Here is a 25,537-nt window from a genome sequence, read left to right as displayed (position 1 = left end):
CCCGCCATCAACCCTACGTCGGTAAGGGCCGCCGTCCCCTGGTGATGCGTACGAGGAACACCACCGCAGGACAGCCCGCCGCCCTGATTTCCCATGATTTATCCGCCTCCCGGCGCTGCTTTCTCAGACGCTCCCTGTTCATCCTTTGGTGCTGGTCCTTCGGGGGTATAGCGGCCGGACCGCGCCGGTGCCCGGTCCGGCCCCGGAGGGCGTCGGACCGGCGCGCACGGGTGCTGTCGCCTGACACAGTGTCGGCCGATCAGGAGTTGAGGTAGGTGAGCACGGCCAGAACACGCCGGTGATCCCCGTCGCTCTGCGACAGGCCCAGCTTCTGGAAGATATTGCTGACGTGCTTCTCCACCGCGCCGTCGCTCACGACGAGCTGGCGGGCGATCGCGGAGTTCGTCCGCCCCTCGGCCATCAGTCCCAGGACCTCACGCTCGCGCGGGGTGAGCGCGGCGAGCACGTCCTGCTTGCGGCTGCGCCCGAGCAGCTGCGCGACCACCTCCGGGTCCAGCGCCGTACCCCCCTGGGCCACCCGGACCACGGCGTCCACGAACTCACGCACCTCGGCCACCCGGTCCTTGAGCAGATAGCCCACGCCCCGGCTGGAATCGGCCAGCAGTTCGGTGGCGTACCGCTCCTCGACGTACTGCGACAGCACCAGCACCCCGAGCCCGGGATGCGCCTTGCGCAGCCGGACCGCGGCCCGGACGCCCTCGTCCGTATGGGTCGGCGGCATCCGTACATCGGCCACCACCACATCGGGCAGCTCGCCGCTGTCCGCCAACTCGGTGATGGTCTTGATCAGCGCTTCCCCGTCCCCGACACCGGCGACGACATCATGCCCGCGGTCGGTCAGCAGCCGGGTCAGGCCCTCCCTGAGCAGCACTGAATCCTCGGCGATGACCACCCGCACCCTGTCCTCCACGATCCTCGGCCCCCCGTGCCCCTCGTCTTCGGCCGTGCGTCCGCGCGACCGGCGGTGTCCCGGGCGCCTGCCGCCCGGCCCGTCCTCGGCAGTCAGTATCGCGCGATCCACACTTCCATAGGGGGCCTGTGGAAAAGCCTTCCACGGCCGTGTTGAGGGGCGATTCGACGCGGGGGCGGGGGTGTGAGGGGTTGGGGTGCGAGGGGGTGGGGGTGTCCGGGGCGGGGGTGTCCGGGGGGAGGCTCTTTGGAGGTGCGGGTCCTTCGGCCGCGCGGGTGGAGCGGCCGCGGGGGGTCCGTTTGGGAGGGGAGGCCGGTGGTCGGGGGCCGGTGGCCGTTGGCCGGGGGTCTGTGGCGGTCGGTCAGGGCGTTCGCCAGGGCAGTTCGGCGGTGATGCGGGTGGGGCCGCCGGGCGGCGAGTCCACCAGCAGGATTCCGTCCACCGCGCCGAGGCGCTCCGCCAGCCCGGCCAGCCCCGAACCTCCCGAGGCCACCGCGCCTCCCCGCCCGTCGTCCGTCACCTGGAGCAGCAGCCGGTCCTCACTGCGCCATACGTCCACGGAGGCCGACGTCGCCCGGCTGTGCTTGCTGACGTTCTGAAGCAGCTCCGACACGGTGAAGTAGGCGATCCCCTCTATCGCCGGTGCCGGGCGCGCCGGCAGGTCCACCTCCACCCGTACCGGCACGGTGCACCGGGAGGCCACCGCCGACAGTGCCGCGTCCAGGCCTCGGTCCGTCAGTACCGCCGGATGGATCCCCCGTGCCAGGTCCCGCAGCTCCTGAAGCGCCGTCTTGACCTCGCCGTGTGCCTCCTCCACCATCCGTGCCGCCGCCTGGGGATCCTGCGTCAGCTTCTCCTTGGCCAGCCCCAGGTCCATGGCCAGGGCCACCAGCCGGGCCTGCGCCCCGTCGTGCAGATCCCGCTCGATGCGCTGGAGGTCGGCCGCCGCCGTGTCGACCACCACCCCGCGGTCCGACTCCAGCTCCACCACCCGGGTAGCCAGCCGCGACGGGCCGAGAAGCCCCTCCACCAGCAGCCCGTGCACGGTCGTCAGCCCCCGGATGATCCAGGGTGTGGCCAGCGTGAGCAGCAGCCCGGCCGCCGCGGTGACCGCGATCTCGAACGGGGTGTCGAGGTAGACGCGGTGTGTCGCGTCGCCGTAGAGCTGGATCCCGCCCTGACCGGCGTACGCGGGGAACACCCAGAACCACAGTGGATAGGTGAGCAGTGTCCAGCCGCAGATCCAGAAGGGGAGGCCCACGGCGAACGAGAAGACCGCCCACGGGAACTGGATCACCGCGTACAGCAGATGCCGCCAAGAGGTCCCGCTCCTGAGCATCGCCCCGACCCAGGCCATCGGCCCCTGCCGCTTCACCGTCAACGGCTCGGGGTCGGCCACCTCCAGGCCCAGCAGCCCGCGTGCCCGGGCCCGCTCCAGCGCCCCGAAGCCGCGGCATCCGGCGAGCGCCCCCGCGAGGATCGGTATCCCCAGGAAGGTCACCAGCATGCCGGCGCCGAGCGAGAGCATGGTGACGCCGTAGACGAACATCAGGATCCCGAGGGGCAGGCTCAGCAGCAGATAGCACAGCTCACCCCAGCTGCGTCCCTCCAGTGGTGCGCGCAGCACCGCAGGAAGCCGGTGCCCCCGCTGTTCGCCGTCCCGGGATCCCGGGGCGTCCCACTCTCCGTACCCCTGCCTGTACTGCGTGGCCATCGGTGTCGTCCGTTCTCCTCGTCGTCCGCCCCGGCGCGGTCGGGCGCTCGGCCCTCTCCGGGTTCATAGGTCCACCCTCCCGGTCCCGTGCTCCCGGGACCATGGAGCGCGTCGGCCTGTTGGGGCGGGGGTTTTCCCCACCCCCGTGCTCCGGGACGTCGCTCCGCAGCGAGCCGGAACAGGGCCGGGTACGCGGAAGCGGCCGCACACGCGCCCGCGTGCAGCCGCTTCCCGCCCCGGAATCTCCGGGTGGCCGCCTACCGGCGGTGCCCCTCGTCCCCGCGGTTCCGCCAGGGCAGCTCCGCCGTGACCGTGGTGGGGCCGCCCGTCGGCGACTCCACGACGAACAGGCCGTCCACCGCGCCCAGCCGGTCCGCCAGCCCTGCCATGCCCGTGCCGCGGTCCAGGCGGGCACCACCGCGGCCGTCGTCCCACACCTGTATCAGCAGCCGCTGCTCGGACCGCCACACATCGACGGAGGCCGACTTCGCCGCACTGTGCTTACTGACGTTCTGAAGCAGCTCGGAGACCGTGAAGTAGGCGATGCCCTCGATCGCCGCCGCCGGTCTGGTGTCCAGGTCCACGCTCACCTTCACCGGCACCGTGCACCGTGCCGCGACCGAGGACAGCGCCGCGTCCAGGCCCCGGTCGGTCAGCACCGCGGGGTGGATGCCCCGCGCCAGGTCCCGCAGCTCCTGGAGCGCCAGCTTCACCTCGCCGTGCGCCTCCTCGACCATCGCCGCCGCTGTGTCGGGGTCCTCCAGCAGCTTCTCCTTTGCCAGTCCGAGCCCCATCGCCAGATGCACCAGCCGTGCCTGCGCCCCGTCGTGCAGATCCCGCTCGATACGCCGCAGATCGGCGGCCGCCGTGTCCACGACCACCCCGCGGTCGGACTCCAGCTCGGCGATGCGTCGCTCCAACTCGTCGGAGGGGGACAGCAGGCCCCGCACCATCGCCCGGTCCACGTTCGCCATCCCGCGTGCCAGGAACGGCAGGACCGGCCACAGCACGAACAGGGACACCAGCGTCACCGTGAAGGTCAGGATCCCCCAGGGCAGCCGTATGAAGCCGTACAGCATCGTCCGCCAGCCGACGGGATCCTTCAGCGCCATCCACAGACGCTGGAACAGTCCGCCGCTCCGGAGCAGCGGCAGCGGCGTCGGCTCGTCCACCTGCATCCCGAGCAGCACCCTGGCCCGGGCCCGCTCCAGCTTGCCGAGCTGCCGCCCGCCCACCAGCCCGGCCGCCAGCAGCGGCAGGCCGATCACGGTCACCGTCAGCCCGGCACCCGTGGACAGCACCACCACCACGTAGACGAATCCCACCAGCGACATCGGCAGGTTCAGGAGCAGATGTGCGACTTCCCGCAGGGTGTGCCTGTCCAGGGCGAAGCGCGGGGGCGGCGGATGTCCGTCGCCGTCCTGGGAGCCGTGGATCGTCATGCCTTCGGTCATATCTGCCGGCCTCGTTCGGTCATGTCGTTCAGCCTGCCGTGCCGACCGCCTCCACACCATGAGGCGGTCCGCCGCGCTGCGGTGGGGGAAACCCCACCACGGGCAGCGCCGGGGCCTGTTCCAGCGGCCCCGGCCCGTTCCGCCGGTCCCGGGCCCGTTCCAGCGGTCCCGGGCTTGCTTCCAGGGATGTTCGAGGTGCACCACAGGGGCGTAGGGATGCATTGCGGGGGGCGTGCGGCGCCCGAGCGCGGCCGTGCCCGATCCGTGCACGGAGTCGCACCATGGGTACGTGATCGAAGCGCACGGGCGGGACCGGCGCATCCCAAGGGGCGACGGTCTGCTTACGCTCTCTTTAGCAGGGCCTAGACTCCCGTGCGTACAGATCGTCGAACACAAGGTCCATCAGGGTCACGAGGTCAGGGAGTGAGGGGCTGACGTGCCGGATCCGACCGCCGTTGCCGTCATGGCGGAGACCGGGAGCGCGGGGACTGCCGGACATGCGGGGAACGTCGTCGCGGCGGGCTACTTCCAGTCGTACTCCGTCGTCGGGCTGCTCGCCGTCATCGGTGTCCTCTTCGTTGCCGTCGCCTTCGGGGCGGGACGTCTGCTGCGGCCCGTCGTGCCCACCCCGGAGAAGCTCCTGACGTACGAGTGCGGCGTCGACCCCGTCGGTGAGGGCTGGGCCCACACACAGGTCCGCTACTACGTCTATGCGTTCCTCTATGTGATCTTCGCGGTCGACTCGATCTTCCTCTTCCCCTGGGCGACGGTCTTCGCCGCCCCCGGCTACGGCGCGGCGACGCTCGTGGAGATGTTCATCTTCCTCGGCTTCCTGGCCGTTGGCCTGCTGTACGCATACAAGAAGGGCGTCCTGGCATGGACGTGAACCCCTCGCCCGACTCCGCCGCGCTCCCGGCCGCGGTGGCACCCGAGTCGGTGCTGCTGCCCGAGCCGAAGCGGCTCGGCGCGCTCGCCCGACTCGCCCCCGAGCCGATGAAGGTGGTCCTGAACTGGGGCCGCCGCTACTCGCTGTGGGTCTTCAACTTCGGCCTCGCCTGCTGCGCGATCGAGTTCATCGCCGCGTCGATGGCCCGGCACGACTTCATCCGCCTCGGGGTGATCCCCTTCGCGCCGGGGCCGCGCCAGGCCGACCTGATGGTGGTCTCGGGCACGGTCACGGACAAGATGGCTCCTGCGGTCAAACGCCTGTACGAGCAGATGCCCGAGCCGAAGTACGTCATCTCCTTCGGCGCCTGCTCCAACTGCGGCGGCCCCTACTGGGACTCGTACTCGGTCACCAAGGGCGTCGACCAGATCATCCCGGTGGACGTCTATGTCCCCGGCTGCCCGCCGCGCCCGGAGGCGCTGCTCCAGGGCATCCTCAAGCTCCAGGAGAAGATCGCCCGCGAGTCGCTGGGGGAGCGGTACGGCACCGCGCGCCCGTCCGCCGCGGCTTTGCAGAGCGGGCTGGTGCAGCCGCCGTCGGCATCGCCGGTTCCGGGTTCGGGAACGGCCGGGGGGCCGGGCGCGGGCTCGAATACGGGCCCGGACGCGGAGGGGCGCTCGGACACGGGCTCGGGCTCCGGTGCGGATGTGGGCTCGGATACGGGTTCGGATGCGGGTTCCGGGGAGGGGCGATGACCGCCGTCGGCTGGCTGCCCGTATCCGTCGAGGACCTCTTCGGACCGGAGGCCACGGCCGAGGAGTCCTACGAGGTCCTGACGGTCGACGTTCCGCCCGCGAACTGGACGGAAGCGCTCCGGACCGCCCGCGACGAGCTGGGCTGCACCTATTTCGACTGGCTGAGCGCGGTCGACGAACCGGGCACCGGACTGCGGGTCTCGGCGCATGTGGTGGCCCTTGCCCCGGTCCGCCGCCTCCTGGTGCGGACCACGGTCCCCCACGGGACTCCCGCTCTTGCCTCGGCCGTGGAGATCTACGCGGGGGCCGCCTGGCACGAACGCGAGACCCACGAGATGTTCGGCATCACGTTCGAGGGTCACCCGGCGCTGGACCATCTGCTGCTCCCCGAGGGCTTCGAGGGCCACCCCCTGCGCAAGGACTTCGTCCTCGCGGCCCGGGTCGCCAAGGCCTGGCCCGGCGCCAAGGAACCGGGCGAGTCCGACCACGGCGGCCCCAAGCGCCGCCAGATGCTCCCCCCGGGCGTGCCCGACCCCAATGAGTGGGGGCCCCTCAAGGGGCAGCTGCCCCCGGCTCCCGCCCGCCCGGCCCGAGGCGCGGGCCGCGCGGCGGGCGAACGCCCGGTGCGACGCACCCGCGCGGCGGCCGAGGGCTCAGCGAGCCAGGCCCCGGCAGCCGCCGAAGCGACGGAGGCCGCACCCGCGCCGCGCCGTGCCCGCACTGTCTCGGAGGGCTCGGCCTCGCAGCGCGGGGCGGAGGCCGACACGTCATCCGCGGCCCCGGCAGGCCCGCGCCGCGCCCGGAGCGCCTCGCAGGGCTCGGCTTCGCAGCGCGCGGGGAGCGACGACGGCGCAACGGCTGGTCCTCCGGACCCCTCTTCGCCCACCGAGTCCTCCTCACCCACCGTTTCCTCCTCACCCACCGATTCCGCTCCATCTCCTGACTCCACTGCTTCTCCGTCCGGTGCCCGTCGGTCGCGCAGTGCCTCGGGAGGCTCTGCCTCCCAGCGGGCGGCTGCCCCGGCGGCCGCTGATGACGCCGATACCGGTGCGGACCGCAAACCCCCCACCGCCCCGCACAGCGCGGACGCCCCGTGGCACCACGCCCGCCCGGCCTTCGACGATCCCGCGCGCCCGGCGAAGCCCGAGTCCGCACCGGAGGCAGGAGCCCCCGACAAGCAACCCCACCCCGGCGAAGAAACCACTCAAAACGACCCCGCCCCCCACGACCCTGCCTCCCAAGAACCCACCCCCGGCGAACCCACCCCCGAAGAAGATCCCGCCCCCGAAGACCCCACCCCCGACGACCCCACCGGAGGCACGCAGTGAACGGCGCTTTCGACGTCGCTCTGCGGCTCCTCGTCGTGTTCGTCGTCTTCCTGACCTTCCCCCTGATCGTCGGGCAGACCGAGCACAAGGTCATGGCTCATATGCAGGGCCGCCTCGGCCCCATGTACGCGGGCGGCTTCCACGGCTGGGCCCAGCTCGTCGCCGACGGTGTGAAGTTCGCCCAGAAGGAAGACGTGGTGCCGGCGGGTGCCGACCGCCGCATCTTCCAACTGGCCCCGGCCGTCGCCCTGCTGCCCTACCTCCTTGTGCTGCTGGCCATCCCGATCGGGCCCGGCGAGGGCGCGGTCGGACAGGTCGTCGACGCCGGGATCTTCTTCGTGCTGGCCGTCATGGGCGTCGGTGTCCTCGGCTCGCTGATGGCCGGCTGGGCCTCCGCGAACAAGTTCTCCCTCCTCGGCGGCCTCCGCACCGCCGCACAGCTCCTCTCCTACGAACTCCCCATGCTGCTCGCCGCCGCCTCGGTGGCCATGGCGGCGGGCACCGTCTCCCTGCCCGGCATCCTCGACGCCTTCGCGTGGTGGTGGGTGCCCTGGCAGATCGTCGGGGCCTTCGTCTTCTTCGTCGCGGGCCTCGCGGAGCTTCAGCGGCCGCCCTTCGACATGCCCGTGGCCGACTCGGAGATCATCTTCGGCGCGTACACCGAGTACACGGGTCTCCGTTTCGCCCTGTTCCTGCTCGCCGAGTACGCCGGAATCGTCGTGCTGTGCGGGCTGACCACCGTTCTCTTCCTGGGCGGCTGGCACGGCCCATGGGGTGCCGACGGCCTCGGCTGGCTCTGGACCCTGCTGAAGACCGCGATCCTCGCGTTCGTGGTCATCTGGCTGCGCGTCACCTACCCGCGTCTGCGTGAGGACCAGCTCCAGAAGTTCTCCTGGACCCTCCTCGTCCCCCTCTCCCTCGCCCAGATCGCCCTCACCGGCATCGTCAAGGTGGTGATCTCCTAACCATGTCCCGCACCCCGTCCGACCACCGCTCCTCGACGACGCCCCCCGAAAGGCCCCGGATGTCGTTCCCCGGTTCCGGCCTCGCCAAGGGACTGGCCGTCACCCTGCGCACCATGACGAGGAAGTCCGTCACCGAGCAGTACCCGGAGGCCCAGCCCGCCCTGCCGCCCCGCAGCCGCGGTGTCATCGGTCTGTTCGAGGAGAACTGCACCGTCTGCATGCTGTGCGCCCGCGAGTGCCCGGACTGGTGCATCTACATCGACTCCCACAAGGAGACGGTCCCGGCCGCCGCCCCCGGCGGCCGCGAGCGCAGCCGCAATGTCCTCGACCGCTTCGCCATCGACTTCTCCCTCTGCATGTACTGCGGTATCTGCATCGAGGTCTGCCCCTTCGACGCCCTGTTCTGGTCCCCGGAGTTCGAATACGCCGAGACCGACATCCGCGAACTCACCCACGAGCGCGACAAGCTCCGCGAGTGGATGTGGACCGTGCCGGCCCCGCCCGCCCTCGACCCCGGTGCCGAGGAGCCCAAGGAGATCGCCGCCGCCCGCAAGAGCGCCGAGAAGCTGGCCGCCGCCCAGGCGGAGCCGACAGAACCCGCCGGTCCCGGCGCCCCCGCCGACCCGCAGGAAGGAGCGTCGTGAGCCTCGTCTCCGCCGCGGCGGCCGCGGCGGCCGCCCCCACGCACGGCTTCCTCACCCCGACCGGCGTGGAGGTCGCCTTCCTCCTCGTCGGCCTGGTCACCTTCGGCGCCGGGCTGGTCACCGTCACCACCCGGCAGCTGGTGCACGCCGCCCTGTGGCTGGTGGTGGCCCTCGGCGGGCTCGCCGTCGAATACCTCCTGCTCACCGCCGAGTTCATCGCCTGGGTGCAGGTCCTCATCTATGTCGGTTCCGTCGTCGTCCTCCTGCTGTTCGGTCTGATGCTCACCAGGGCGCCCATCGGCCGTTCCCCGGACGCCGACTCCGGCAACCGCTGGGCCGCCCTCACCGTGGCCGTCGCCGCCGCTGCCGCACTCGTGTGGGTGGTGACCGACGCCTTCCGGTCGACCTGGATCGACCTCGGCGGCGCCGCCTCCGGCTCCACCAAGGTCACGGGCGCCAGCCTCTTCCAGAACTGGGTCCTCCCCTTCGAGGCCCTCTCCGTCCTCCTTCTCGCCGCCCTGGTCGGCGCGATCGTCCTGTCCCGCAAGGCCAAGGCGGACGCGGCGGCCGGTACCGCGGACACCCCGGCCGTCCCCGCCGGCCGGAGCGAGAAGGAAGGCGTCCGCTGATGCACCTCGCCTATCCCGCCGTACTCTCCGCCCTCCTGTTCTGCACCGGCCTCTACGGCGTCCTCGCCCGCCGCAACGCGATCCTCGTCCTGATGTCGGTCGAGCTGATGCTCAACGCCGTCAACCTCAACCTGGTCGCCTTCGACGTCTGGCTGAGCCGGACCGCCCGCGACACGCTGCACTCCGGCCAGGCCCTGACCCTGTTCACCATCGCCATCGCCGCCGCCGAGATCGGCATCGGCCTGGCGATCGTCCTCGCCGTCTACCGCAACCGCGGCACCTCGGACATCGACCGGCTCCGCGACACCGCCGAGGGCCACGACACCCCCGCGGCCGAGAAGGCTGAGGCCACCGCGTGACCACGACCACCCTCGCCGTCCTCGTCCCCCTTCTCCCGTTCCTCGGTGCCGCGGCCGGACTGCTGCTCGGCCGTACGGCACCCGGATTCGTCCGCCCCCTCGCGGTGCTGCCCACCCTCGTCTCCCTTGCGCTGGCCGTGCTGGTGGCCGCGCGCCAGGGCGGCGGTCCGGCCGTCGACTCCGCCACCGAGCTGACACCCACCGGCTCGGTCCCCGTCGAACTCGCCCTGCACATCGACGGTTTCGCCGCCCTCGTCGCCGTCCTGGTCGGCGTGGTCGCCACTGGTGTGCAGATCTACTCGACGGGCTATCTGCGCGACGACCCGCGCTACCCCTCGTACGCCGCTCTCGTCTCCCTCTTCACCTCCGCGATGCTCCTGGTCGTCTACTCGGGCGACCTGATCGTGCTGCTGGTGGGCTGGGAAGTCATGGGCATCTGCTCCTACTTCCTGGTCGGCCACTACTGGGAGACCCCGGAGGCCCGCGCCGCCTCCCTCAAGGCCTTCCTCGTCACCAAACTGGGCGACGTCCCCTTCCTCATCGGGCTGTTCGCGCTCGGCACCGACGCCGGGTCCTTCCGCATCACCCGGATCCTCGGCACCACGGCGAGCGGCGGACTGCACCACCCCACCCTGATCGCCCTGCTGCTCCTGGCCGGAGTGGCGGGCAAGTCGGCGCAGTTCCCGCTGCACACCTGGCTCCCCGACGCTATGGCGGGCCCCACCCCCGTCTCCGCGCTGATCCACGCGGCGACCATGGTCGCCGCCGGTGTCTACTTCGTCGCCCGTCTCCTCCCGGTGTTCGAGGCCTCCTCGGCCGCGATGGTGGTGCTCGCCGTGATGGCCGCCGTGACGATGGCCGGGTCGGCACTCGCCGCGCTCGCCCAGGACGACATCAAGCGCGTCCTCGCCTACTCGACGATCGGCCAGCTCGGCTATATGACCGGTGCCCTCGCCGTCGGCGACCGCGGAGCCGCCGTCTTCCACCTCCTGGCGCACGGCGCCTTCAAGGCACTGCTGTTCCTCGCCGCGGGCGTGCTCATCCACGCCGCGGGCACCAACTCGCTGGCCGCCATGTCCCGGATGAAGGACCTGCGGGCCCGCGTCCCCGACGCCTACTGGACGATGACCGTGGCGCTGCTGTCGCTCGCCGCGATCCCGCCGTTCGCGGGCTTCTTCTCCAAGGAGTCCGTCCTCGGTGCCGCCGAGCACACCGCCACCGGCCACACCGGCCACGCGCCCGGTGCCGCGGGCTGGATCGTCCTCGTCTCCGGTCTGGTCACCGCCCTGCTGACCGCCGCCTATGCGACCCGCCTGTGGCTGCTCGCCTTCCGCGGCCACGGCCCCGAGGCACCCGACCACGGCAGGCAGCCCCTCTCCATGAACGCCGTGCTCTGGGTGCTCGCCGTCCCTTCGCTCGCCTTCGGCCTCGCCTACAGGGAACTGCCCGGCTGGTTCGACGGACGCTCCCTCACCCCGGCGCTCACCACCTCCGTCCTCGGCACGGGACTCGCCCTGGCCGGAGTGCTCGTGACCTACGGGGCCTGGCGGCACACCACCGCCCTGGCGGCCCGCGTACCGCTGGGCGCGGTCGCGGCGCATCCCGAGGCGGACGCCGGACTGGTGGAAGCCGAAGCGATCGCCACCCACGCAGCCGCGTACGGAAGCGTCGCCTACGCGCCCGACCCGGCGGACCCGGGCCGTCTCCTGCTCGGCCCGCTGCACCGCCACGCGGCCGTCGGATTCCACCTGGACGCCCTGTACGAGACGCTCTTCGTCCGCCCGGTCGCGGCCGCGGCCGCCCTCGTCAGGTTCCTGGACCGCGAGGTCGTCGAGACCTATGTGCTCGGCGCGGGCGCCGTGCCGCGCCTCTTCGGTGCGGCCGTGCGCCGAGCCCAGACCGGCAATGTGCAGACCTATGTGAGCGCGCTGCTCGCCGGCACCGTCGTCCTGACGGTGGCCGCCCTCCTCGTCGCCACGGGAGTGTGAGCAGACGTGATCGATATCAGCGAGTCCGTGATGCAGTTCCTTCTGGCATTCATCGTCGTCGTGCCGCTCATCGGTGCGCTCGCCGCCCTGCTGCCCGCCCCGCCCGGACTGAAAGGAACGTCACCGGAACAGGCCGTGCTGCGGCACGGGGTCACCGTCACCGGCGCCGTCCTCATCGCCGCGATCGCCCTCGCGCTCGGCTTCGACCACGACCACCCGTCGAAGATGCAGGCCACGACCGACATCAGCTGGATCCCGGCACTCGATGTGCGGATCCACCTCGGCATCGACGGCATCTCGCTCCCCCTTCTGGTCCTGACCGCGCTGCTGACCTTCCTCTGCGCGCTCTACTCGTACTTCAAGCCGCCTGCGGGACCGTCCCCGAAGGCCTTTGTCGCCCTGCTGCTCGTCCTCGAGTCCGGCACCCTCGCCAGCTTCGCCGTCCTCGACCTGCTGCTGTTCTTCCTCGCCTTCGAGACGGTCCTCGTCCCGATGTACTTCCTGATCGCCCGCTGGGGCGGTGAGGGGCGGACCCGGGCCGCGTGGCGGTTCATCCTCTTCACGCTGCTCGGCTCCGTCGTCATGCTGCTGGGCCTGCTCCTGATCGGACTCAAGGCAGGCACTTTCGACATGGTGGCACTCGCCACTGACAACGGCCGGTCACTCACTGCATCCGTGCAGGTCATCGCCGTTCTGGCGATCGGGATCGGGCTCGCGGTCAAGGCCCCGATGTGGCCGCTGCACAGCTGGCTGCCCGACGCCCACACCTCGGCACCCACCGTCGGCTCCGTCCTGCTGGCCGGAGTGCTGCTGAAAATGGGCACCTACGGTTTTGTCCGCATCCTGCTGCCGGTCGCGCCGCACGGATTCCACACCTTCGCGCCCTACCTCGCGGCCTTCGCCGTCGTAGGGATCATCTACGGCTCCCTGGCCTGTCTCGCCCTCGCCAAACGGGGCGCCAAGGGCGACCTGAAGCGGCTCATCGCCTACTCCTCCGTCGGACACATGGGCTTCGTGCTGCTCGGCATCGCGACGGCCACCCCGACCGGAGTGAACGGCGCCCTCTTCGCCAACATCGCCCACGGCCTCATCACCGGCCTGCTCTTCTTCCTCGTCGGGGCGCTGAAGGACCGTACCGGCACCACCGACCTCGACACCCTCGCCGAGGAGACCGGCGCCGCCCTCTACGCCAAGGCCCCCCGCCTCGGCGGTCTGCTCGCCTTCGCGGCCGTGGCCTCGCTCGGACTGCCCGGCCTGGCCGGGTTCTGGGGCGAGATGCTCGCCATGTTCGGGGCTTTCAGGCCTGCCGCCGACCTCAGCCGCCCGGCCTACCTCACCTTCATGTCGGTCGCCGCCTTCGGCACCCTGCTCACCGCCGCGTACATGCTCGTGGTGGTGCGGCGGGTCTGCATGGGCGCCGTGACGCAGGAGACCCCGCGCCTCGCCGACGTCCACACGTACGAATTCGCGTCCTGGACGCCGCTCGTCGTCCTCACCGTCGCCGCCGGCCTGTGGCCCAGGGCCCTGCTCGGCCTGACCGACCCGGCCGTGCAGCAGCTCCTCGCAGGAGGCACCCGATGAGCTCCCTCGTCCAGTCCGTCGACTGGCTGGCCGTCGCACCGCCCACCATCACGGCGGTCGTCGGGCTCGGCGTCCTCGTCGCCGACCTCTTCACCGGCGAGCGCGGCAAGGCCCTCCTCGGCTGGGTCTCGGTCGCCGGGCTCGCCGCCGCCACGCTCATGCTGCTGCCCCTCCTGGACGGCGACCGCGCCACCTTCTGCCTGACCGGGGACCCGCGCCTGTGCAGCTACACGGCGGACCGTTTCACCCTCGTCGTCCAGTTGCTCGTCCTCGTCGGCGCCCTCCTCGCGGCCCTGCTGTCCGTCACCTCCCTGAAGGACGCCCGCGAGGAGATCCCCGAGGGGGAGTTCTGGTTCCTGCTCCTCTCCTCCGCGGCCGGAGCCGCCCTGCTGCCCGCCTCCCGCGACCTGGCGACCCTGATCGTCGCCCTGGAGGTCGCCTCCCTGCCCGCGTTCGCGCTCGTCGGCATCCGGTACGGCGATCGGAAATCCTCCGAAGCGGCCCTGAAGTTCTTCCTGTCGTCCGTCACCGCGACCGCGGTGAGCCTCATGGGCATCAGCTTCGTCTACGCCTCCACCGGCAGCCTGTACCTCGTCCGGATCGCCGACCGGATCCAGCACGTGGACGGCCAGCTGCACACCCTCACCCAGGCAGGAGTCGTCCTCACCCTGGTCGGCTTCGCCTTCAAGACGGCCGCCGTACCGTTCCACTTCTGGGTCCCCGACACCTATGCGGGCGCGCCCCTGCCGGTCGCCGCCTATCTGTCGGTCGTCGGCAAGGCGGTCGGCTTCACCGGCCTGATCCTCGTCACCGTGGTGGCCGTTCCGTCGTACTCCGACGTCTGGGGACCGGCGCTCGCCGCCCTGGCCGCCCTCACCATGACCGTGGGCAACGTCGGTGCCCTGCGCCAGCAGGCCGGGCGCGCGCACAGCGCCGTACGCCTGCTCGCCTGGTCCTCCGTCGGCCAGGCCGGATACCTCCTGGTGCCGATCGCGGCGGCCGCCTATTCCAAGGACGCCCAGAAGGCGGTCGGCTCCACCATCGCGTACGCACTGATGTACGGGGCGGTGAACCTCGGCGCCTTCGCCGTGGCCGCGCTCGTGGGCCGCAGAAAGCCCCTGAACCGGCTCGCCGACTACCGCGGCCTGTACGCCTCCCACCCCCTCGCCGCGCTGCTGCTGGCGTTCTTCCTGCTCTGCCTGGCCGGTCTGCCGCCGGGCATCATCGGTCTCTTCGCGAAGGTCACCGTGTTCTCCGCGGCCGTCGACGCCGGGCTGGGCTGGCTCGCCGTGGTCATGGCCGTCAATGTGGTGATCGCGCTCTTCTACTACCTCCAGTGGACGGCCCTGCTCTTCCGCGCCCCCGAGGCCGAGCCCGAGAAGCACCGCGTCCCGGCCCCGCTCACGGCGGCCCTCGCCCTGACCGCCGTCCTGGGCATCGTCCTGTCCGGAGCGCCGCAGCTGGTGCTCCGCTTCTCGGCCGCCGCCCTCTTCTGACCGCCGCCCCTCGCGCGGGCGCCCCACACCAGGCCCGCGCGGGGAGGCCACCGTGTCACCCGGACGGCCTACGCGCCCCGGTGCCCGCACAAGGGAACTTGCGCTCCCCGCCTGGCGTTGACCAGTACGGGAGGGTCCACTGAGAGGTGGAGTCAGCAGCATCCGCAGACAAGCAGACAAAGGGTTCCCCTGCCGCACCACTTGGAGGGCGTACCGTGCACCGCCGGCACAACGGGCTCAGGACCGCAGTACTCCTCGGGGGGCTGTCCGCGCTCATCATCCTCATCGGCAGCTTCTTCGGGCGTACGGGTCTCGTCGTGGCGCTTCTCGTGGCGCTCGGCACCAATGCCTACGCGTACTGGAACAGCGACAAGCTGGCTCTGCGCGCCATGCGCGCGCGCCCGGTGAGCGAATTCGAGGCCCCCGGGCTCTACCGCATGGTCCGAGAGCTGTCCAACCAGGCCCGCCAGCCCATGCCCCGGCTCTACATCTCGCCGACGGAGGCGCCGAACGCCTTCGCGACGGGCCGCAATCCGCGCAACGCGGCCGTGTGCTGCACCGAGGGCATCCTGCGCATCCTCGACGAGCGCGAGCTCCGCGGCGTGATCGGACACGAGCTGAGCCATGTCTACAACCGGGACATCCTCATCTCGTCGGTCGCCGGAGCCCTCGCTTCCGTGATCATGTTCCTGGTGAACTTCGCCTGGCTGATCCCCGTGGGCCGCTCGGACGACGACGAGGGCCCGGGTCTGCTGGGCATGCTCCTGATCATGATCCTGGGCCCGCTCGCCGCGAGCCTCATCCAGCTCGCCATCAGCCGCTCCCGGGAGTACGAGGCGGACGCCTCCGGCGCACAGCTGACCGGCGACCCCCTCGCCCTCGCCAGCGCCCTGCGCAAGCTGGAGGCGGGCACCAGGCAGCTCCCGTTGCCGCCCGAGCCGCGGATCGAGACCGCGAGCCACATGATGATCGCGAACCCCTTCCGCCCGGGCCAGGGAGTGTCCAAGATGTTCTCGACGCACCCGCCGATGGCGGAGCGCATTGCCCGGCTCGAACAGATGGCAGGTCGCCACCGTTGAAGACAATCCTGAACGTCATATGGCTCGTGCTGAGCGGCTTCTGGCTGTTCCTCGGCTATCTGCTCGCGGGCGTGCTGCTGTGCATCACGATCATCGGAATACCCTTCGGTATCGCGGCCTTCCGTATCGGCGTCTATGCGCTGTGGCCCTTCGGCTACACCACCGTCGAGCGCCGTGACGCGGGCGCGCCCTCCTGCGTCGGCAACGTCCTGTGGCTGATCCTGGCGGGCTGGTGGCTCGCCCTCGCCCACATCGTCACGGGCATCGCCCTGTGCGTCACGATCATCGGCATTCCGTTCGGCATCGCCAACTTCAAGCTCATCCCGGTCTCGCTGCTGCCGCTGGGCCGCGACATCGTGCCCACGGACCAGCCCTTCTCGGCACGCTGAGGACGTCGCAGAGGGCGGGCGGCCGGGGTTTTCCACAGGCCGCCCGCATGTCAGAGGCGCCCTGCATCATGAACCCATGACCGAGACCGAGCAGTTGCTGGACCGGGTGGCGGAGAAGGCCCGCAGCATCCGCCCGCTTCCCGCCCCCGTGGACAGGGCCGCACTCGCCCGTGCCGAGGAGGCCCTGGGGTTCTGCCTGCCGCCGCTGCTCGCCGAGTTGTACGTACGGATGGCCGACGGCGGCTTCGGCCCGGAGTACGGTCTGCTGCCCCTGCTCGAAGGCCCCCGGCCCGGCGCACCGGCCGCCGTCCCGCAGTACCTCGCCCACCGCGAGAGCGCCCGTCAGGGCCCCGAGTGGCCCTGGCCCGAGGGCGTCCTGCCGATATCCCCCTGGGGCTGCGGCATGTCGCCTGCGTGGACTGCCACAGCCCGCAGGGCACGGTCCTGCTCTACGAGCCGAACGCGGACAGCGCAGACCACGCCTGGTATGTGGACGCCCCGGACCTCGCGGAGTGGCTCCGAGCCTGGCTCGACGGCACCGGCTGGTATGAACAGTCCCCCGACAGCCCGGACCCGGTCCCCTGGCCGGACTTCCGCATACGCACGGCCGCCCCCACACGGACGGCATGGGCGGCCCCGTCCGCGCACCGGGTCCGTGCCGCACCCCGGGCTGCGCCACGGACCGCATCGAGCCACTCGCAACCGCGGACGCCTCCGGTGGCGTCCTCCCCGGTGACGGACACGGCCGCAGGAACAGCGCGACCAGCAGCAACAGGCGGCGACGCCAACGCATGCACAAGGCCTGGCCGGAGCAGGAGCACAGCACAGGCAGAGCGTGGAGAGGCAGGTTCAGGGCATGAGCATCGTCGGCTGGATCATTCTGGGACTGTTGGCGGGCGCCATCGCGAAGTTTCTGCTGCCGGGCAAGGACCCCGGCGGCTTCATCGGCACGACCCTCATCGGGATCGCGGGCGCGTTCATCGGAGGCTGGATCTCCTCCCGCTGGCTGCACCACCCGATCGCCAAGCACTTCTACGACGGCCCGACCTGGGCGGCCGCGATCGGCGGCTCCCTGGTGCTGCTGATCCTCTACCGCGTCCTCTTCGGCGACTCACGGCGCTGACCGCGCCCCCGAAGCCGCAGGCCGACCGGGCAGCGAAGAAGGGCGGGCACCCCGTGCAGGGATGCCCGCCCTTCTCGTACCGGCCGTAGCGGCCCGACCGGCCGGGCTGGTCGTACCGGGCTTCCGACCCCCTGGAGGACCGAGAGCCGGACAGCTGGACCTAGCGGTAGTTCACAAACTGAAGCGCGAAGTCGAAGTCCTTGCCCTTCAGCAGGGCGATCACGGCCTGGAGGTCGTCGCGGCTCTTGGAGGTGACCCGCAGCTCGTCGCCCTGGACCTGCGCCTTGATGCCCTTCGGGCCCTCATCGCGGATGATCTTCGCCACCTTCTTCGCGTTCTCCTGGGAGATGCCCTCCTCAATGGACGCGAAGATCTTGTACTCCTTGCCGGAGAGCTGCGGCTCGCCGGTGTCCAGGGACTTCAGCGAGATCCCGCGCTTGACCAGCTTCGACTCGAAGACGTCGAGGACGGCCTTCACCCGGTCCTCGGAGTTGGCCTGCATCAGGATCTTGTCGCCGGACCAGGAGATGGAAGCGCCGACGTTCTTGAAGTCGTAGCGCTGGGAGATCTCCTTGCCGGCCTGGTTGAGGGCGTTGTCGACCTCCTGCCGCTCGACCTTCGAGACGATGTCGAAACTGGAGTCGGCCATGTCCTGTGGCTCCTTGTATCGGGATGGATCGGGGTGCGTATCGGCGTGCGGGAGCGCGGCCGCGTGGCCCGGTTCCGACGCCGGGCCGCATCCGCTTAAGCCTAGTCACCCCGCCCCGCTCCGGACGCCGATCTATCGGGTGGCGAAGCACCCCTACCCATCAGGTATCGTTTACGTCGTTGCCGAGGAACACCGCCGAAAAGCGGCTCCCCGGCGGCAACCCCTGGCGGTGTGCCCGAGCGGCCAAAGGGAGCAGACTGTAAATCTGCCGGCTTCGCCTTCCTAGGTTCGAATCCTAGCGCCGCCACTTTGGGGAAGACCCCCTCTGACCTGTGGAAACACAGGTCAGAGGGGGTCTTTGCGTTGAGGTGTACGGCGCTTTGGGCGGGTAGAGTCCGCCGTCTGCGGCTTCGCCTCGGCTGCCGGGTTTCCCGTCCGGAGCGGCCCGCTGTTCCGCATTCTCCGGACGTTGCGGGTGCCTGGCCGTGGGGGCGCGTTCCGTAGGCTTGGGGGCATGTCGTCGCGTCGTAGGAGCTGTCCCGAGTGTCACCGGGAAATCGCCGTTGTGGCGGGGCGGTTCGCGCGGCATGATCCGCCGGGGGCGCGTGCCGAGGGGGCCATGGTGTCGTGCCCCGGGTCCCGTCGGCTCGCGCACGCCGATGCCGCCCAGCCCACGCTGGACGGGTACGTCGTACCGGAGTTCCCAGGTCAGCTGCCGCTCTTCTGATCTGCCGGTCGGCGGCTGTACGGCGGCCGCACGGCGACGCTTCCGATGCCCCGTCAGCCGCCGCTCGGGAGGCGTCAGTTGCCCGCCACGGACTTCACCGCGACCGACACGGGCGTGGAGCCGCTGATCAGTTCCAGGGTCAGGCCGGTGGTCGCGGGGGTGTCGATGAGTTCCGCGAGAACCGCCGCCACGTCGTCGCGCGGGACCGGGCCGCGGCCGGTGTGGGCCTCCAGGCGGACCAGGCCCTTGCCTGCGTCGTTCGTCAGCGCCCCGGGGCGCAGGACCGTCCAGTCAAGGGACTTGTGGGCGCGGACATAGGCGTCGGCCTCGCCCTTGGCCCGCAGATACACGTCGAAGATGTCGTCGCCGGGGTGCTCCGGGTCCGCGCCCATCGAGGAGACGATGACGAAGCGTCGTACGCCCGCACGTTCCGCCGCGTCCGCGAACTTGATCGCCGCATCCCGGTCCACCGTGTGCTTGCGCTCCGCGCCACTGCCCGGGCCCGCTCCCGCCGCGAAGACGGCCGCGTCGGCCCCTTCCAGCCGTGCCGCGACCTCCTCCACCGGCGCCGACTCCAGGTCGCAGACGATCGGTTCGGCACCCGCCGACCGCAGATCGTCGGCCTGTTCCGGCCGGCGGATGACGCCCGCGACCTCGTCACCGCGCGCGGCGAGCAGGCGCTCCAGCCGCAACGCGATCTGACCATGACCACCAGCGATGACAATGCGCATGTTTCCGACCGTACGCCCGCGGGGGCGCCTCTGCCGCACGACCTCCCAAACGGCCCGGGAGGGCCCTCGCGTCCCGCCGCGTCACACCCGAAGGCTGTTACGGCCCCGCGCCGCTCCCGCGTCCCGTCGGACGCGGCCCCGCCGTCCCGCCAGGACGCCCCGGGTCACGGCCCGGCAGAGGCACAGCGCCGCATCAAGCCGCACCACGCGGTGCCCCGCCCCATCCGAAAGCCCGGCGGCACGGCCCCCGCCCGTCCTCAGGAAGGCTGGACCCGGCCCTGGCGTGGTAGGTCCAGGGCCACTGCCGCCGAGCCGCAGTACTCGCGTACCGCGCTGGTGCGGGCGACCACGCGGCCCCGGTGCACCACGATCCGGCTGTAGGCGAGCGACAGGGCCCCCGACAGCCGCTCGCCGCGCACGGCGAGCAACTCCGCCGGGAAGCCCGCCTCCACCCGCACCTCCGGCAGCCCGAGCGCGGCCCGGGCGGCGGCGCTCACCGTGTCGTAGGCCTCCTCGGGGCGGAGCCCGTAGCGCGACGCCAGCAGATAGGCGGCCTCCAGCGGATCCCCCCGCCCCACCGGGTTCGAGACGTCCCTGAGCGACCCGCTGCCCGCGGTCACCCGCACCCCGGCCGACCGCAGCAGCCGTACCGGAGCCGTGTCGCGCCGCTCGGCGCCGCCGCAGCCGCCCTGGGGCAGGCAGACCACCGTCACCCCGGCGGCGGCGAGCAGGTCCGCGGTGCGGGCGGCCGTGCCCTCCGGGAGCCGGGCCAGCCCCCCGCACGGGCCCAGCGCCACCCCGGGGCGCAGCCCGCCCGCCATGGTCGCGATCCGGGCGAGCCGGGCCGGGTCGTCGGCGTCCGTGTGCAGGTCGACGGGGCAGCCGTACTCGGAGGCCAGCTCGAGAACGGTCTCCACATAGCCCGAGGGATCGGGGTCCATGTCCGGGCAGCCGCCGACCACCGTGGCGCCCATCTTGACCGCGTCCCGCAGCATCGCCAGCCCGTCCGCCCCTGCGGCCCCGGTCAGCACCCGGGGCATCGCCACCGTCGTCAGCTCGGCGAGCCCGCTCAGGGAGTGCCGCGCCTGGAGCACCGCCTCCAGCCCCTCAAGACCCTGGACGTCGCCGATGTGCACATGGGAGCGCAGGGCCGTCGCACCGTGCCCGAGCTGGAGCAGCGCGGCCTCGGTGGCGCGCCGCTGCACCTCCTCGGGGTGATGCGAGACCGGCCCGTCGTCGTCCGCGGACAGGGCGGCGTCCCCGTGGGCGTGGGGCTCGGCGGGAGCCGGCAGCAGCAGATAGCCCCGGAGGTCGACCCGGGTGCCCGCCGCTCCCGCCGCGAGGCTGCCCGCGGTGCCGACGGCCTCGATGCGCCCGCCGCCCAGCCGCACGTCCACCGTCCGCCCGTCGGTGAGCCGCGCTCCGCAGAGCAGCAGCGGATTCGGGTCGGCCGGTCCCGACGGCGGCGGCGAGGAGTGGGGCGGCTGCGGTCGGCTGTCGGGCATCGCGCTCCTGTGGCTCGGGCGGCTGCGCACCAGGGGGCAAGATCACGGAGAGTGAGTCGAGCCTAGGGTGGCGACCGGGCCGGGGCGGGGAGGAGCGCAATAGTCGTACCGGTGTGGTGCTGGCCGCCGGGGCGCTGCGGAGGGTCGTGGAGGGGCCGGTGCAATGGATTTGGGCGAACGGCGGACGACCGTGTAATGTCTTCATCGCTCGCCCCAATAGCTCAGTCGGCAGAGCGTCTCCATGGTAAGGAGAAGGTCAACGGTTCGATTCCGTTTTGGGGCTCTGATGTGAGAGGTTCCCGTCGCAAGACGGGGCCCGATCGCATCGCAGCGGTGTAGCTCAGTCGGTAGAGCAAGCGGCTCATAATCGCTGTGTCACCGGTTCAAGTCCGGTCACCGCTACTAATAGTAGCCGATTGCGGGGTCGGTCCTTCGATCGGCTACTCTTTTTGCATTACCTCCGTCAATCCGTTCGTCAAGGAGCACTCACGTGGCTGCCACCGACGTCCGCCCGAAGATCACGCTGGCCTGCGTGGAGTGCAAGGAGCGGAACTACATCACCAAGAAGAACCGGCGTAACAACCCGGATCGTCTGGAGATGAAGAAGCACTGCCCGCGTTGCAATGCGCACACCGCGCACCGCGAAACGCGATAAATCAGGCTCGTATGTGAGGCCGTCCCCATTCGTGGGGACGGCCTCACGTCGTTGAGGCCCACGGAGCCGCGGGCCGCCCGACCGGGACCCGAGCATGCCGGACCGGCCGTTGTGTGACTCCCGTCGGCCACAGGCCGCCGGACCGGCCGGCCGAACGGCGAACCCGCCGCCGCGGCCCCGGCGTCCCCCGTGAGGCCAGAAACCGCAGAACAACCAGGAGGTGCCGAGCCCATGGCGCTCGACCAGTCCTTCGTGGGGCGGTCCTACCCGCCCACCGACCCCTACGAGGTGGGCCGGGAGAAGATCCGCGAGTTCGCGGAGGCGATCGGGGACGCCAACCCGGCCTACACCGACCCGGACGCCGCCAAGGAACTCGGTCACCCGGATGTGATCGCCCCGCCGACCTTTGTCTTCGCGATCACGTACCGGGCCGCCGGTCAGGTCGTCCAGGACCCCCAACTCGGCCTGGACTACAGCCGGGTCGTGCACGGCGACCAGAAGTTCGCCTACACCCGCCCGGTGCGCGCCGGGGACCGGCTGAGCGTGACCTCGACCATCGAGTCGATCAAGTCGCTGGCCGGCAACGACGTTCTCGACATCCGCGGCGAGGTCCACGACGAGGCCGGGGAGCATGTGGTGACCGCCTGGACCAAGCTCGTCGCCCGCGCGGCGGAAGAGGAGGCGTGACCCCCATGACCGCGAAGATCGCGTACGACACCGTCGAGGTCGGCACGGAACTGCCCGCGCAGACCTTCCCCGTCACCCGCGCCACGCTCGTGCGGTACGCGGGAGCCTCCGGGGACTTCAACCCGATCCACTGGAACGAGAAGTTCGCCAAGGAGGTGGGCCTGCCGGACGTCATCGCACACGGCATGTTCACCATGGCCGAGGCGGCCCGTGTGGTGACCGACTGGGTGGGCGACCCGGGAGCGGTCCTGGAGTACGGGGTCCGCTTCACCCGGCCCGTCGTCGTCCCCAACGACGACCAGGGCGCCGTCGTCGAGGTCAGCGGCAAGGTCGCGGCCAAGTTCGACGACGGAACCGTCCGCGTCGACCTCACGGCCACCAGCGCGGGCCAGAAGGTCCTCGGCATGTCCCGGGCGGTCGTACGACTGGCCTGAGAGCCCTGTCCGGCCCCGCATCAGTCCATGGGTGCGGGGTCGGCCCCCGAGCACGGTCGTGCCGGGGCTGTCGGTGGTGTCTCGTAGTCTTGGGCGCGTGCAGGAACACCATGACGCCCCGCTCGCCCCGCTGACCACCTTCCGCCTCGGTGGCCCGGCCACCCGCCTGATCACCGCGACCACCGACGCCGAGGTGATCGACGCGGTCCGCGAGGCCGACGACTCCGGCACCCCGCTGCTGCTGATCGGCGGCGGATCCAACCTGGTCATCGGCGACAAGGGCTTCGACGGCACCGCCCTGCGCATCGCCACCGAGGGCTTCTCGCTCGACGGCACGGCGCTGGAGCTGGCCGCGGGCGAGGTGTGGACCGACGCCGTCGCCCACACCGTGGAGGCCGGACTCGCCGGGATCGAGTGCCTCGCCGGAATCCCCGGCTCCGCGGGCGCCACCCCGATCCAGAACGTGGGGGCGTACGGCCAGGAGGTCTCCGCCACGATCACCGAGGTGGTCGCCTACGACCGCACGGCCCGCGAGACGGTCACGCTTTCGAACGCCGAGTGCGCGTTCTCCTACCGCCACAGCCGCTTCAAGGCCGAGCCCGAGCGCTATGTGGTGCTGCGCGTCCGTTTCGCGCTGGAGGACGCCCAGGGGCTGTCCGGCCCGGTCAAGTACGCCGAGACGGCCCGCGCCCTCGGTGTTGCGCCGGGGGAGCGGGTGCCGCTGGCCGCCGCCCGCGAGACCGTCCTCAAGCTGCGCGCCGGGAAGGGCATGGTGCTGGACCCCGAGGACCACGACACCTGGTCGGCGGGTTCCTTCTTCACCAACCCGATCCTCGGCGACGAGGAGTTCGCCGCCTTCCGGGCACGGGCGAAGCAGCGCCTGGGCGAGGACACCGAGCCCCCCGCCTACCCGGCCGGTGACGGGCACACCAAGACCTCTGCGGCCTGGCTCATCGACAAGGCGGGCTTCACCAAGGGATACGGCACCGGCCCGGCCCGTATCTCCACCAAGCACACGCTGGCGCTCACCAACCGGGGCGCCGCCACCACCGAGGACCTGCTGGCCCTGGCCCGCGAGGTGGTCGCCGGGGTCCGCGAGGCCTTCGGTGTCACGCTGGTCAACGAACCGGTGACGGTCGGCGTGACCCTGTGAAGCCTCACCCTGCGAAGCGCTGACTTCCGAAGCCCTACCCTGCGAAGCTCCACCCTCTGAAGCCCGACCTCCGGGCCGACCGGAGCGGCGCTGACCACCAGCAGCCGCCGCGCCCCCTCCGCCGCCATGGCGTCCAGCACCGTCCGGGTCAGCCGGGTGGCGACCCCGGCGTCCTTCCGGCTGCGCGCGCCGAGCCCCGACAGCACCGCGTCCCGGCCCCGGACGGCGGCGCGGGCCTCCTCCTGGTCCGCCAGAGCGGTGCGGACCACTGTCAGGCCCACCGAAAACGGTGAGCTCATGAGTACCTCCGCACCCCGTACTCCGTCGCAGATCACGGATGGATGGTCAGGTGTCCACCCGACCGGCGGCGGCACACAACGGCCCCCGGCGACGGTCCTCGGCGACGGCCCCCGGCCCGCCTCCGCGCGGCCGCCACCGCCGCGCGCCCCCTCACCCCCCGCTCCCCAGCCACGCGTCCACCCCCGCCAGCAGCCGCGCCCGTACGTCCTCGGGGGCCGCGGAGGCGCGGAGCGACTGCCGGGCCAGTTCCGCCAGTTCCGCGTCGGAGAAGCCGTGGTCGCGGCGGGCGATCTCGTACTGGGCCGCGAGACGCGAGCCGAACAGCAGCGGGTCGTCCGCGCCCAGGGCCATCGGGACGCCCGCGTCGAACAGCTTTCGCAGGGGTACGTCCTCGGGCTTCTCGTAGACGCCCAGGGCGACATTGGACGCCGGGCACACCTCGCAGGTCACCCCGCGGTCCGCCAGCCGCTTCAGCAGGCGCGGGTCCTCGGCCGCGCGCACCCCGTGGCCCACCCGGTCGGCGTGCAGATCGTCCAGGCAGTCGCGCACCGACGACGGCCCGGTCAGCTCGCCGCCGTGCGGGGCGGAGAGCAGTCCGCCCTCACGGGCGATGGCGAAGGCGCGGTCGAAGTCCCGGGCCATGCCCCGGCGTTCGTCGTTCGACAGGCCGAAGCCCACCACCCCGCGGTCGCGGAACCGCACCGCCAGGCGCGCCAGGGTGCGGGCGTCCAGCGGGTGCTTCATCCGGTTCGCGGCGACCAGCACCCGCATCCCGAGCCCGGTCTCCCGCATCGCCGAGTCCACCGCGTCCAGGATGATCTCCAGCGCCGGGATCAGACCGCCCAGGCGCGGCGCGTACGAGGTGGGATCGACCTGGATCTCCAGCCACCCCGAGCCGTCCCGCACATCCTCCTCCGCGGCCTCCCGCACCAGCCGCTGGATGTCCTCCGGCTCCCTCAGGCACGAGCGGGCCGCGTCGTACAGCCGCTGGAAGCGGAACCAGCCCCGCTCGTCCGTCGCCCGCAACCGCGGCGGCTCCCCGCTGACCAGCGCCCCGGTCAGCGCGTCGGGCAGCCGTACGCCGTGTTTGTCGGCCAGTTCCAGCAGGGTGGAGGGCCGCATCGACCCGGTGAAGTGGAGGTGGAGGTGGGCCTTCGGCAGCTGAGAGACATCACGTACGTGCTCCATCCCAGGATCCTGCCGCACGTCCCGGCCGTCCCGGAAGCGGTTTCCCCGGACGTGGTCTTGCTCGCACAAACGACGGGGGCGGGGGGGGGGGCCCCCCCCCCCCCCCCCCCCCCCCCCCCCCCCCCCCCGGGCCCCCCCCCCCCCCCCCCCCCCCCCCCCGCCGCGCGCGGGGCCCCCCCCCCCCCAC

The 25,537-nt window shown here is 71.7% G+C and carries 25 protein-coding genes, 3 tRNA genes and 2 pseudogenes; 22 read left to right on the top strand and 8 right to left on the bottom strand.

What is annotated here, in order from left to right:
• Positions 1 to 259 precede the first annotated feature (259 nt).
• The 3 genes from ACIHAA_RS26700 to ACIHAA_RS26690 form a co-directional block, all read right to left on the bottom strand.
• Positions 260 to 931, bottom strand: a complete 672-nt coding sequence (locus tag ACIHAA_RS26700) for a LuxR C-terminal-related transcriptional regulator (RefSeq protein ID WP_399821416.1) — start codon at positions 929 to 931, stop codon at positions 260 to 262.
• Between the two features lie 361 nt (positions 932 to 1,292).
• Positions 1,293 to 2,645 carry a sensor histidine kinase gene (locus ACIHAA_RS26695; protein ID WP_399821414.1) on the bottom strand — a complete coding sequence of 451 codons (1,353 nt, stop codon included), beginning with the start codon at positions 2,643 to 2,645 and terminating at the stop codon, positions 1,293 to 1,295.
• A gap of 257 nt (positions 2,646 to 2,902) precedes the next feature.
• Complete coding sequence (locus ACIHAA_RS26690; protein ID WP_399821412.1) at positions 2,903 to 4,087, bottom strand: sensor histidine kinase; 1,185 nt, start codon at positions 4,085 to 4,087, stop codon at positions 2,903 to 2,905.
• Between the two features lie 475 nt (positions 4,088 to 4,562).
• Between ACIHAA_RS26690 and ACIHAA_RS26685 the strand changes: the two genes are divergently transcribed.
• The 14 genes and pseudogenes from ACIHAA_RS26685 to ACIHAA_RS26620 all read left to right on the top strand — a co-directional run bounded on the left by ACIHAA_RS26685 (position 4,563) and on the right by ACIHAA_RS26620 (position 17,321).
• Positions 4,563 to 4,985, top strand: a complete 423-nt coding sequence (locus ACIHAA_RS26685) for an NADH-quinone oxidoreductase subunit A (protein WP_399821648.1) — start codon at positions 4,563 to 4,565, stop codon at positions 4,983 to 4,985.
• Positions 4,976 to 5,740, top strand: coding sequence for an NADH-quinone oxidoreductase subunit B (locus ACIHAA_RS26680; RefSeq protein ID WP_399821410.1), 765 nt, complete (start codon positions 4,976 to 4,978; stop codon positions 5,738 to 5,740). Before ACIHAA_RS26685 ends, ACIHAA_RS26680 begins: the two co-directional genes overlap by 10 nt.
• The gene (locus tag ACIHAA_RS26675) at positions 5,737 to 7,068 is read left to right on the top strand and encodes an NADH-quinone oxidoreductase subunit C (protein ID WP_399821408.1); all 1,332 of its coding nucleotides are present in this window, start codon (positions 5,737 to 5,739) and stop codon (positions 7,066 to 7,068) included. The genes ACIHAA_RS26680 and ACIHAA_RS26675 overlap by 4 nt, the downstream gene beginning before the upstream one ends.
• Positions 7,065 to 8,033 (top strand): NADH-quinone oxidoreductase subunit H, encoded by a 969-nt coding sequence (locus tag ACIHAA_RS26670; RefSeq protein ID WP_399821406.1) that lies wholly within the window; start codon positions 7,065 to 7,067, stop codon positions 8,031 to 8,033. Before ACIHAA_RS26675 ends, ACIHAA_RS26670 begins: the two co-directional genes overlap by 4 nt.
• Before the next feature lie 59 nt (positions 8,034 to 8,092).
• Complete coding sequence (locus ACIHAA_RS26665; protein ID WP_399821645.1) at positions 8,093 to 8,677, top strand: NuoI/complex I 23 kDa subunit family protein; 585 nt, start codon at positions 8,093 to 8,095, stop codon at positions 8,675 to 8,677.
• Positions 8,674 to 9,306 (top strand): NADH-quinone oxidoreductase subunit J, encoded by a 633-nt coding sequence (locus ACIHAA_RS26660; protein WP_399821404.1) that lies wholly within the window; start codon positions 8,674 to 8,676, stop codon positions 9,304 to 9,306. Before ACIHAA_RS26665 ends, ACIHAA_RS26660 begins: the two co-directional genes overlap by 4 nt.
• Entirely contained in the window at positions 9,306 to 9,665 is a 360-nt protein-coding gene (gene nuoK / locus ACIHAA_RS26655; RefSeq protein ID WP_399821402.1) for an NADH-quinone oxidoreductase subunit NuoK, read from the top strand. Before ACIHAA_RS26660 ends, nuoK begins: the two co-directional genes overlap by 1 nt.
• Positions 9,662 to 11,653, top strand: a complete 1,992-nt coding sequence (locus ACIHAA_RS26650; protein ID WP_399821400.1) for an NADH-quinone oxidoreductase subunit L — start codon at positions 9,662 to 9,664, stop codon at positions 11,651 to 11,653. The genes nuoK and ACIHAA_RS26650 overlap by 4 nt, the downstream gene beginning before the upstream one ends.
• Before the next feature lie 6 nt (positions 11,654 to 11,659).
• Positions 11,660 to 13,234 carry an NADH-quinone oxidoreductase subunit M gene (locus tag ACIHAA_RS26645; RefSeq protein ID WP_399821398.1) on the top strand — a complete coding sequence of 525 codons (1,575 nt, stop codon included), beginning with the start codon at positions 11,660 to 11,662 and terminating at the stop codon, positions 13,232 to 13,234.
• Entirely contained in the window at positions 13,231 to 14,730 is a 1,500-nt protein-coding gene (locus ACIHAA_RS26640; RefSeq protein WP_399821396.1) for an NADH-quinone oxidoreductase subunit N, read from the top strand. The genes ACIHAA_RS26645 and ACIHAA_RS26640 overlap by 4 nt, the downstream gene beginning before the upstream one ends.
• Positions 14,731 to 14,945: 215 nt before the next feature.
• Complete coding sequence (gene htpX, locus ACIHAA_RS26635) at positions 14,946 to 15,809, top strand: zinc metalloprotease HtpX (RefSeq protein WP_399821394.1); 864 nt, start codon at positions 14,946 to 14,948, stop codon at positions 15,807 to 15,809.
• Complete coding sequence (locus tag ACIHAA_RS26630) at positions 15,806 to 16,198, top strand: YccF domain-containing protein (protein ID WP_399821392.1); 393 nt, start codon at positions 15,806 to 15,808, stop codon at positions 16,196 to 16,198. Before htpX ends, ACIHAA_RS26630 begins: the two co-directional genes overlap by 4 nt.
• A gap of 76 nt (positions 16,199 to 16,274) precedes the next feature.
• Positions 16,275 to 16,816 (top strand): annotated as a pseudogene (locus tag ACIHAA_RS26625) (SMI1/KNR4 family protein); the annotation flags it as partial.
• 238 nt (positions 16,817 to 17,054) lie between these two features.
• A complete protein-coding gene (locus ACIHAA_RS26620; protein ID WP_399821390.1) occupies positions 17,055 to 17,321 on the top strand; it encodes a GlsB/YeaQ/YmgE family stress response membrane protein in 267 nt (88 codons plus the stop codon).
• Between the two features lie 160 nt (positions 17,322 to 17,481).
• On the opposite strand, the gene ACIHAA_RS26615 is transcribed toward ACIHAA_RS26620, so the two are convergent.
• Complete coding sequence (locus tag ACIHAA_RS26615) at positions 17,482 to 17,970, bottom strand: YajQ family cyclic di-GMP-binding protein (RefSeq protein ID WP_399821388.1); 489 nt, start codon at positions 17,968 to 17,970, stop codon at positions 17,482 to 17,484.
• Between the two features lie 225 nt (positions 17,971 to 18,195).
• Between ACIHAA_RS26615 and ACIHAA_RS26610 the strand changes: the two genes are divergently transcribed.
• Both ACIHAA_RS26610 and ACIHAA_RS26605 read left to right on the top strand, forming a co-directional pair.
• Positions 18,196 to 18,277 (top strand) — tRNA-Tyr (locus tag ACIHAA_RS26610).
• Between the two features lie 207 nt (positions 18,278 to 18,484).
• Positions 18,485 to 18,697, top strand: a complete 213-nt coding sequence (locus ACIHAA_RS26605; RefSeq protein WP_399821386.1) for a hypothetical protein — start codon at positions 18,485 to 18,487, stop codon at positions 18,695 to 18,697.
• Positions 18,698 to 18,771: 74 nt separating this feature from the next.
• Here ACIHAA_RS26605 and ACIHAA_RS26600 read toward each other — a convergent pair whose 3' ends face one another.
• Together ACIHAA_RS26600 and ACIHAA_RS26595 are read right to left on the bottom strand one after the other, a co-directional pair.
• Positions 18,772 to 19,428 carry an SDR family oxidoreductase gene (locus ACIHAA_RS26600; RefSeq protein WP_399821384.1) on the bottom strand — a complete coding sequence of 219 codons (657 nt, stop codon included), beginning with the start codon at positions 19,426 to 19,428 and terminating at the stop codon, positions 18,772 to 18,774.
• Positions 19,429 to 19,685: 257 nt separating this feature from the next.
• The gene (locus tag ACIHAA_RS26595; protein WP_399821382.1) at positions 19,686 to 20,933 is read right to left on the bottom strand and encodes an amidohydrolase family protein; all 1,248 of its coding nucleotides are present in this window, start codon (positions 20,931 to 20,933) and stop codon (positions 19,686 to 19,688) included.
• Positions 20,934 to 21,143: 210 nt separating this feature from the next.
• On the opposite strand from ACIHAA_RS26595, the gene ACIHAA_RS26590 reads away from it, so the two are divergent.
• The 6 genes from ACIHAA_RS26590 to ACIHAA_RS26565 all read left to right on the top strand — a co-directional run bounded on the left by ACIHAA_RS26590 (position 21,144) and on the right by ACIHAA_RS26565 (position 23,862).
• Positions 21,144 to 21,216, top strand: a tRNA-Thr gene (locus tag ACIHAA_RS26590).
• A gap of 46 nt (positions 21,217 to 21,262) precedes the next feature.
• Positions 21,263 to 21,335: transfer RNA gene (locus ACIHAA_RS26585), tRNA-Met, on the top strand.
• 88 nt (positions 21,336 to 21,423) lie between these two features.
• A complete protein-coding gene (rpmG, locus tag ACIHAA_RS26580; RefSeq protein WP_003948671.1) occupies positions 21,424 to 21,588 on the top strand; it encodes a 50S ribosomal protein L33 in 165 nt (54 codons plus the stop codon).
• A 231-nt stretch (positions 21,589 to 21,819) separates the two neighbouring features.
• Positions 21,820 to 22,275: a MaoC family dehydratase N-terminal domain-containing protein gene (locus ACIHAA_RS26575; RefSeq protein WP_399821380.1), complete on the top strand. Its 456-nt coding sequence runs from the start codon at positions 21,820 to 21,822 to the stop codon at positions 22,273 to 22,275.
• 5 nt (positions 22,276 to 22,280) lie between these two features.
• Positions 22,281 to 22,709: a MaoC family dehydratase gene (locus tag ACIHAA_RS26570; RefSeq protein ID WP_399821378.1), complete on the top strand. Its 429-nt coding sequence runs from the start codon at positions 22,281 to 22,283 to the stop codon at positions 22,707 to 22,709.
• A gap of 97 nt (positions 22,710 to 22,806) precedes the next feature.
• Positions 22,807 to 23,862, top strand: a complete 1,056-nt coding sequence (locus ACIHAA_RS26565; RefSeq protein WP_399821376.1) for a UDP-N-acetylmuramate dehydrogenase — start codon at positions 22,807 to 22,809, stop codon at positions 23,860 to 23,862.
• A 71-nt stretch (positions 23,863 to 23,933) separates the two neighbouring features.
• Here ACIHAA_RS26565 and ACIHAA_RS26560 read toward each other — a convergent pair.
• A pseudogene (locus tag ACIHAA_RS26560) lies at positions 23,934 to 24,137 on the bottom strand (NAD(P)H-binding protein); the annotation flags it as partial.
• A 175-nt stretch (positions 24,138 to 24,312) separates the two neighbouring features.
• Positions 24,313 to 25,350: an adenosine deaminase gene (locus ACIHAA_RS26555; protein WP_399821374.1), complete on the bottom strand. Its 1,038-nt coding sequence runs from the start codon at positions 25,348 to 25,350 to the stop codon at positions 24,313 to 24,315.
• Positions 25,351 to 25,537: the final 187 nt, after the last annotated feature.

The sequence above is a fragment of the Streptomyces sp. NPDC052040 genome (assembly GCF_044548405.1).
Classification (GTDB): Bacteria; Actinomycetota; Actinomycetes; order Streptomycetales; family Streptomycetaceae; genus Streptomyces.
This window is presented reverse-complemented; position numbering and strand designations above follow the sequence as displayed.